A 9235-nucleotide genomic window follows, 5' to 3' on the forward strand; every position below is an offset into this window, starting at 1 on the left:
AAAAGCAGATGGAACAACAGTAGAAACAAGAACAGATAAAGATGGCAACTACATCTTTACAGATTTACCAAATGGTAAATACGAAATCAGCTTTGAAACGCCAGAAGGTTATGAAGCAACAACAGAGAATGTAGGAGATGACGCATTGGATTCAGACGGAACAAAAGTTGAAGTCGAAGTGAACAATGCGGATGATCTTACAATCGATAGCGGCTTCTACAAACCAGTGGTAGAGCCACCGAAAACAGACGCAACATACAAAGTCGGTGACAAAGTATGGAATGACACAAATAAAGATGGCATTCAAAACGCAAATGAAGCAGGAATCGAAGGCGTAAAAGTAACATTAACAAAAGCAGATGGAACAACAGTAGAAACAAGAACAGATAAAGATGGCAACTACATCTTTACAGGTTTACCAAACGGTAAATACGAAATCAGCTTTGAAACGCCAGAAGGTTACGAAGCAACAACAGCGAATGTAGGGGATGACGCATTAGATTCAGACGGAACAAAAGTTGAAGTTGAAGTGAACAATGCAGATGATCTTACAATCGATAGCGGCTTCTACAAACCAACACCAGAAGTACCAGCACCGGAAGTGCCAGAACAACCAGGTAACCCAGAAGTACCAGCACCGGAAGTGCCAGAACAACCAGGTAACCCAGAAGTACCAGCGCCGGAAGTACCAGAACAACCAGGTAACCCAGAAGTACCAGCGCCGGAAGTACCAGAACAACCGGGTAACCCAGAAGTACCAACACCGGAAGTACCGGAACAACCAGGCAACCCAGAAGTACCAACACCGGAAGTGCCAGAACAACCGGGCAACCCAGAAGTACCAACACCGGAAGTGCCAGAACAACCGGGTAACCCAGAAGTACCAACACCGGAAGTACCGGAACAACCAGGCAACCCAGAAACACCAGCACCGAATATGCCAGAACAACCAGGTCAGCCTAAAGTAGAAAAAGCGATGCCTTCTACACCTCAAAAGGCTGAAAGTAAGCATAAGAAAGAAACATTACCTGAAACTGGACAAGAAAATGCCGGTCAAACGACATTACTAGGTAGCTTATTTGCTGCATTAGGTGGCGCATTCTTACTAGGACGTCGTCGTAAAGATAAAAAAGAACAATAATCAAGATACTGAATGATTAATAATGTTTCACCCCTAAAGTGAGTAATCCCTTCGCTTTAGGGGTGATTTTTAACATACAACATTTTATAATATAGATTTATAAGCGATACTATTTTCGTTGAAATAAGGGTGATTATGATGGATATTATCGAAATGGATCAACTAGAAGAATCACAATTGAAGTCTTTCTTTAACCACTATTGGCATGATGATTGTATGATAGTGAGTTCAGGTGTGTATCATCTATCAAAACTCCCAGGTTTTGTATGTGTTGTTGAAGAAAAGGTTTACGGTATACTTACTTACGCGATTAGAAATACAGTGGTTGAAATCATCTCAATTAATAATATTGAAGGGGTTAGAGGAGTGGGGTCAAAGTTATTGAAGGCACTAGAACTCAAAGTACAAGCCTCACCTGTTGAGGAGATTCAAGTTATCACTACAAATGATAATCTGCGTGCACTTGGCTTTTTTCAGAAGCATGGATATGAGCTAGAAAAAATAATGAAAAATGCTGTAAATGATGCACGACGTATCAAGCCTTCGATTCCTTTATTAGGGGACCATCAAATACCAATTAAGCATGAGATTTTGTTGTTTAAAGCAATTAAATAAGGCATAAATAAAAAGCACTTTTAAGTAATGGATTTTACTTAGAAGTGCTTTGTTGTTTATAAAGACATTAATTTTTCTTCTTGTTGTATACGAACGTATAAGAAGTAGGCATATGGAAGTAACAATAAAGAAGTGTATGAAGCGTGTGTAAGTAGGATGACCCCTATTAATTCCGGAATGATATTTAAAAAATAATTCGGGTGTTTGGTAATACGATATAGACCTGATTTGATAATCGGATGTTCTGGTAAGATGTAAAGTTTTAAAGTCCAAATCGGGCCTAATGTTTTAATAACATGGAATAAAACGCCATACGCAACGATTAAAATGATTAGTCCTAGTGTGTTAAAGAAACTCCATGTTTCATGAGTGATGACAGTTTCTACCCCAGCCGCAACGTAGATTAAGATATGTGTGAGTGCAAGCCATTTTGAATTTTTTTGACCGTATTCTTTTGCGCCTTGTTGTACAAGCTTTTTCGCGTGTTTAACGGAAATTGCAAGGCTGACTAAGCGAATGATAAAAAAGATGATTAAAATAATTAAAGTCATGAGGTCCTCCAAAATAATATATTCAATTTTAATTCTATTGTTATAGACATCGTTTTAATAATAAACAGTTAATCAAAAAATTACTATTAACTATTTATTAAATTTATAATTTTTGATTTTGAAGAAGGTTGACGATGCGCTCGATTAGATTATTAAAGAAAAGATATTTTTGATGATTAAGTGTGAATTGAATTTGATTTCGATAACAGTTAAGCATTGAAGTATATAAAGTAGGCAAAGATGAAATAATATACGTTACAAATTGATAAATTGATTATAGAAACTAGATTATTAAGGAGGGTTTTTATGTTTAATCATCAGCAAGACCATATATATGCTTTAAGAACACGAAGTGTCAGTATCTCTACCATACTGCTCGCTACAAGTTTATTCGTATGGGTAGGACATGATGCGTATGCAGATGAAGTACATCAAGGTCATTCACTTAATACATCTCAAACGTTGCACACAGAAAGTGAGAACGTGATGAGGAATCTCCTTCGACAAAACAATGAGACCAATGCCTCACAAGTTGAATTATCAAAAACTCCAGAAACATCTCAGAAAACAACTACTTTAAAACAAAATGTCACATATACGAATAACCATTTAGCGCAAGAAAACACAGCACCTGAAAGAAATCATTCTGCGAGTGATACAAAACTAAAGGCACAAAATAGTACATCTAACCCAAGTAATGTTGTTCATGCGCCAAAGGTTGCTTCTCATCAAAACAATCAAAATGCCGGTTTAGATCCGGAATTTTCAGTGATTGATCGTCGTAATGCTGAAACGACACCCAATCAAGTCGATTCTGAATTTAATAACGTGAATGCACATAAACAAGAAATTAATTATGAAAAAGAGTCTGCGCATACGCCTAATTTAGAAATGATCGATAATGATAAGAAATCAACGACGACTCAAAATTTAAGTGCAAAAGAAGAAACGCAACCTCGTGAACCTCAAGTGGCGTCAACAAAGGAAGCATCTGTGAAAAAGGCAACACAAGCGCCTCAACAAGCACAGTATAAAAATAAAGAACCCATCATTTTTGTGCATGGTTATGGGGGCTTTGTAGGTAATAATGCGCCTCCTGGAACCCATTATTGGGGTGGTAAAAAATACGACATGATGAATCAATTGCGCGCATCAGGTTATAACGTTTATGAAGCAAGTGTCAGTGCTTTTGGGAGTAACTGGGATCGTGCTGTAGAGCTCTATACTTATATCAAAGGCGGTGTCGTCGATTATGGACAAGCTCATGCAAACAAATATGGGCATGCGCGATATGGTAAATCATATCCAGGCTTTTTACCTGGCTGGCAACCGGGACAAAAAATTCATCTCATCGGCCATAGTATGGGAGGACAAACGATTCGGATGTTAGAGTCTTTGTTACGAAAAGGAGATCCTGAAGAGATTGCGTATCAAAAGCAACATGGCGGTACGATAAGTCCTCTTTTTCAAGGCAATCACGATCATTTAATTTCGTCAATTACAACAATAGCTACACCGCACGATGGTACAGTCGCTTCGGATGAATTAGGTAATAAAGATATTATTAAGCGACTCATTTACGATTACGGTTTGTTTGAAGGGCGTAAAAATTCAGCTGTAGATTATGGTCTTAAACAATGGGGCTTAGAACAACGTCAAGGTGAAACATTTGCTGAATATGCGAAACGTGCAAGTAAGAGTCCACTGTTTACTTCTGAAGATACAGCACTTTATGATTTGACGCGTGAAGGCGCTAAGAAAATCAATCAACGGACAGATATTAATCCGAATATTTACTATAAAACCTATACAGGATCTGCGACGAACAAAACACGATTAGGTATTCAAATATCAGATGTCCATATGAATATTGAACATAAGGTGACAGGGGATTTAATAGGACGAACACGTGATACAGCGTGGAGAGAAAATGATGGCTTAGTTTCTGTGATTTCAGGTCAACATCCAGATAATGAACCTTTTGAATATGTTGATGATAACACAGCGCCTAAAAAAGGGGTTTGGCAAGTGACACCTACGATGAAAGGATGGGATCATACAGATTTCACAGGACAAGATACATTAGACTTCCATCATACAGGTGCAGAATTAGCTCGTTTCTATCTGGGAATTATGAATGATCTCGTACGTGAAGAGGCACTTGAAACTGCATAAAAAGAGATAAAAAAAGACGTTCAAAATGAAAATTCATTTGAACGTCTTTTCAATACTATCAATCAATATAGGTTGAATTAGTATTCAATATTTGGCATTTTATTAACATGCTCTTGATAGCGTTTTAAAGCGACGAATGCTGCAGTGAGTACAGTTGCAACGATAACTAATTTTTTCATATTGGCAACTCCTTTACTCGTAGTAATTTAATTCTAAGTCTTTTGAAGTTTGTTTACGTGTTTTTCTCATTAAATCAACATCTTCAATTAATGATTTACCGTATGAAGGAATCATTTTTTGTAACTTAGGTTTCCATTCAGCTTCGTATTGAGCAAAGTTTCTTTCTAACACTTCAAGTGCTACAGAAACTGATGTTGAAGCCCCTGGTGATTCACCAAGTAAAGCGATAACAGTGTGGTCTTCTGAGTTAACCACTTCAGTACCGAATTGAATGAAACCTTTACCGTATTCTTTAGTATCTTTAATAACTTGAACACGTTTACCAGCTGTGTATAATTCCCAATCTTGGTCTTTAGCTTCTGGGTAGAAAGTACGTAAGTGGTTCATACAACCTTCTTTAGTCATTAAGATTTGATCGATTGAGTATTTGATTAATGGTAAGTTTTTCGCAGCTGCCGCAAGTAAAGTCGTGATGTTGTATGGTTTAACTGATTTGAATAAATCTAAGTTTGAACCATTTTTCAAGAATTTAGGGCCGATGCTTGCGAAAGGTCCGAATAATAATGCTTTTTGACCGTTAATGTAACGCGTATCTAAGTGAGGCACAGTCATTGGTGGTGTACCAGGTGGCTCTTTACCATAAACTTTGACACCGTGTTCTTCGATAACGTCTGGGTTTGTACACATTAAGAATTGACCTGTAATAGGGAAACCACCTAAGTGTTTACTTTCAGGGATACCTGTTTTTTGTAATAAAGGAATCGCACCGCCACCAGCACCAATGAAGATGTAATCAGCAAGCTGAACTTGTTTTTCTCCAGTGTTGCGGTTGATGATTGTAACTTCCCATTTACCATCTAAACGACGGTTAAAGTCTTTGACTTCATGGTTGTAGTGTACGTCTGCATTTTCATGTTTTTCGATACTTCTCGCCATTTTACGTGTTAATTCACCAAAGTTAACGTCAGTACCTTCATCGATTTTACTTGCAGCCATAATATCACTAGAATTGCGACCTTGCATCATTAATGGCATCCATTTTCTCATCACTTCAATATCTTCAGTGAATTCGATATTGTCGAACATTGGAAATGCTTTCATTTTATTGTAACGATCTTTTAAGAATTGAACGTTATTTTTACCTCTTACAAAACTAATGTGAGGAAGTGGATTGATGAAATCTCTTGGTGTATCAATGTTTTTACTTTTAACAAGATAGCTCCAGAATTGTTTAGAGATTTCAAATTCTTCGTTAATCTCTTTTGCTTTTTCGATGTCAATTGAACCATCTGGTTGTTTAACAGTGTAGTTCAATTCACAAAGTGCTGCGTGACCTGTACCGGCATTGTGGCGTTCGTTTGAACTTTCCACACCTGGACGATCTAAACGCTCATATAATTTAAGATTCCAATGTGGCTCTAAATCTTTAATCATTGAGGCGAAAGTCGTGCTAAGTACACCGGCACCGATAATGACGATGTCTTTTGAATCTGATTGTGTTGGCATACATAATCACCTTTCATTGTTTGTATAGTGAGGAATAAACATAATATCCCTGAGTAAATATGATTGATGTCACAGACCTTAAAATTACTCCACAATCTATTATAATACATTTTTATACATAACGAAAACGAATAACTCACGTATAAAAAAATAAAGTAATTGGAGGTTGATTCATCTAATTTTAAAGCGTTACTTCAATAATAATGGTATTAAAGTCATGAATCAATGCTTTTTCTATTCATTTGTAGTAATTTCTAAAATTTATTGTATTAATACGCGTGTTTATCATGTGATTAAGGTAGAAAATATGATAAAGCGTCATTTATCTGAAAAATTGATGTAAAAATACTTTGAAAATAGTGGCTCAATTGAATGAAGAAATACTTTATTAATATTTTTCTACTTATTTGCTAAATCCATTTAATTAATTATTATTTTAAATTTAATAAAATTTTTATAACGCATCCCTCAATGTTCTAACTTTCAGAAATACCTCGTTTAACAAACCCTTTAAACATAAAGAATTCAATAGAGTCACATCTCTATGCTTTTTAAATGCAAATTCCCATAAGAACAAATAAAAAGTAATTTTATATAAATAGGTATTCAAAATCTGAAATAGATTATATTACAAACTAGATTTCATTTAATATTTTATTGCGCAGTTAAATAAAAGGTATTATTATCTTATATAGGCTGGGATGACAAGTTCAAGTTTTATGGAAATTATTTAATGGGAGTTTTGCAATGACAAGAAAATTTAGGGAATTTAGAAAAAGTTTAGGACAAGAAAAAGCAAGAGTGAAACTATACAAATCTGGAAAGGAATGGGTAAAAGCCGGTATTAAAGAGATTCAACTCTTAAAAGCCATGGGTTTACCTTTTTTAAGTAGAGATATTGTAAAAAATGAAGATGGCGAAGTTACAACGCGTTTTGGTGAAAAAATTAAAAAACATGCAATGCAAACAACGGCAATCGCCGGAGGGATGTTTACTGTTAACATGTTGCATGATCAACAAGCATTTGCCGCATCAGATGCTCCGATGACTTCAGAGTTAGCAACAAAGAGTCAAACAATTGGGGATCAAACATCAATTGCAATTGAAAATTCAGTTTCTAATGTAGAGGCGAGCGCGAGTACTGTTGAAAGTGATAGTGTCGTTACTTCTGAAAGTGAAGTATTAAAACAAGATATAGAAAGCACTTCTTTATCGGAATCAGACTCAGTGTCATTATCAGAATCTGCTTCTACTTCAACAAGTACTTCAGTGTCTCAAGCATCAAAGCATAAGCAATCAGATGAAAAACAAGTTTCAAATTCTGAGAAGCGATCAGAATCAAATGTGGAAAAATCTACATCTATTTCTAAAGCATCAGAAACTTCAGAAGCAATCACATCGAAAAGTGAAGGCAAAACTTCTGCGTCAATTAATCAGAATAGTCAAAATTCAATGCAACCTGCAAGTGTATCTGTAAGTGAGAAGCAGTCATATTCTCAAGCGTCATCACAGTCATTAGCAAATACAGAAGCGCTTGTGTTAAACTCAACAATTTCTCCGGTTCATACAGTCGCTACAGAAGTTGGAGAAACAGCATTTAGAGTGGCACTTTCAAGTCGTTCTGAAAGAGATAGAAACCAAGGCGATGGTAGAGATACTCGTAATAATGTAAATGTTTACTATGAATTACAAGTTGATAGTGACGGTCATAATGCAATCTTTAAGTATACAATATCTTACGACAATGTACACACAGCGGGAATTGACTCTCCATCAAGTTTATATTATCCGAGAACAAAAGTCAGAAACACCTCTGATAAAAACATAGGCATGCTAAAGTTAGGAAAAGATTATGGTAAGCCAACTAAAATTACGCAAGGTATTACGGAAAGGGGTTGGAGAACTAGATTTGCCTCTACGGATCAGACCTATCCTTTACGCGGGGATGCAAAGAATGGTTATTATTGGCAATCAGGTGTAATGGATGCTGATCAGATTAAAGCAGGGTACGGTTTAACAACTGTTATTGAAGTACCAATTTTAAATCCTAATGGAGACGTTTCTTATAACTTCACACCATTTGCTTCTTACGACGATATTGGTGGTAAAAGAGGACAAAACTATTTTTCAGACGTCGTTAGTAATATTGATCCATTTAAAAGAAAGAATCCGAGTGGAGCAAGGGCGATTACAGAAAGCCGTAATGCTTCTACTTCATTGGTTAAGGCGCAATCTGAAAGCGTAGTTAGAAGTCAATCGGTTGCAGAGTCAGAGAGAATAAGTGCATTGAAATCGACATCAGTAAGTGAGTCTGAATCAACTTCTGCACATCTAGCAAGCGAATCAGCGTCAACAAGTACTTCAGTTTCCGAAAGTAAATCAGCTTCCGAGTCAGTAGTTAAGAGTGCGTCGACATCGACAAGTGAATCGGAATCAAATTCGAATAGAGTAGTGAGTGAGTCAACTTCAACAAGTGCATCAACATCGGTGAGTGAGGCCGACTCGGCATCAGCAGCTGAGAGCACATCAACATCAACAAGCGAATCGGTTTCAAATTCAAATAGAGTAGCGAGCGAGTCAGCATCAACAAGTGACTCCGTATCAACATCAAGTCGATTAGTTAGCGAGTCGACATCAGTGAGTGAATCAGATTCAACATCTGTATCTAATAGTGATTCAGCATCAACAAGTGAATCGGAATTAAATTCAAATCGAATAGCGAGCGAGTCAACATCGACAAGTGAGTCCGACTCGGCATCAGTAGCTAATAGTGATTCAGTATCAACATCAAATCAAGTGGCGAGTGAATCGACATCGGCAAGTGATTCAACATCAGTGAGTGAATCGAATTCTACGTCGTTAGCTAAGAGCGAATCGGTATCAACAAGCGATTCTGTTTCAAATTCAAATCGAGTAGCAAGCGAATCAGCATCAACAAGCACATCGATATCAGTGAGTGCGTCAGCATCTGAGTCGGCGAATAAAGCAAGCGAGTCAGCGTCCGTAAGTGCATCAGCATCTGAATCAGTGAACAAAGCATCAGAAAGTACATCAACATCAATAAGTA

7 protein-coding genes are annotated in these 9235 nt (G+C 36.8%); 4 read left to right on the forward strand and 3 right to left on the reverse strand.

Features of this window, described 5'->3' with window-relative positions; translation table 11 throughout:
- Both C1H58_RS11915 and C1H58_RS11920 read left to right on the forward strand, forming a co-directional pair.
- Positions 1-1141: SdrD B-like domain-containing protein (locus tag C1H58_RS11915; RefSeq protein ID WP_165546293.1), on the forward strand; the 1141-nt coding region annotated here is incomplete at its 5' end.
- A gap of 135 nt (positions 1142-1276) precedes the next feature.
- Positions 1277-1756, forward strand: coding sequence for a GNAT family N-acetyltransferase (locus C1H58_RS11920; RefSeq protein WP_207623138.1), 480 nt, complete (start codon positions 1277-1279; stop codon positions 1754-1756).
- Positions 1757-1812: 56 nt separating this feature from the next.
- Here C1H58_RS11920 and C1H58_RS11925 read toward each other — a convergent pair whose 3' ends face one another.
- A complete protein-coding gene (locus C1H58_RS11925) occupies positions 1813-2307 on the reverse strand; it encodes an isoprenylcysteine carboxyl methyltransferase family protein (RefSeq protein WP_050345089.1) in 495 nt (164 codons plus the stop codon).
- 306 nt (positions 2308-2613) lie between these two features.
- On the opposite strand from C1H58_RS11925, the gene lip reads away from it, so the two are divergent.
- Positions 2614-4482, forward strand: a complete 1869-nt coding sequence (lip, locus tag C1H58_RS11930; RefSeq protein ID WP_165546295.1) for a YSIRK-targeted triacylglycerol lipase — start codon at positions 2614-2616, stop codon at positions 4480-4482.
- A gap of 77 nt (positions 4483-4559) precedes the next feature.
- On the opposite strand, the gene C1H58_RS11935 is transcribed toward lip, so the two are convergent.
- Both C1H58_RS11935 and lqo read right to left on the reverse strand, forming a co-directional pair.
- Complete coding sequence (locus tag C1H58_RS11935; protein ID WP_016425969.1) at positions 4560-4661, reverse strand: SE2200 family small protein; 102 nt, start codon at positions 4659-4661, stop codon at positions 4560-4562.
- A gap of 13 nt (positions 4662-4674) precedes the next feature.
- Positions 4675-6168 carry an L-lactate dehydrogenase (quinone) gene (gene lqo / locus C1H58_RS11940; RefSeq protein WP_060829313.1) on the reverse strand — a complete coding sequence of 498 codons (1494 nt, stop codon included), beginning with the start codon at positions 6166-6168 and terminating at the stop codon, positions 4675-4677.
- A gap of 747 nt (positions 6169-6915) precedes the next feature.
- On the opposite strand from lqo, the gene C1H58_RS11945 reads away from it, so the two are divergent.
- A partial coding sequence (locus C1H58_RS11945) for a KxYKxGKxW signal peptide domain-containing protein (RefSeq protein WP_165546296.1) occupies positions 6916-9235 on the forward strand: 2320 nt, incomplete at its 3' end.

The sequence above is a fragment of the Staphylococcus sp. 191 genome, assembly GCF_011174885.1.
Lineage (GTDB): Bacteria > Bacillota > Bacilli > Staphylococcales > Staphylococcaceae > Staphylococcus > Staphylococcus coagulans.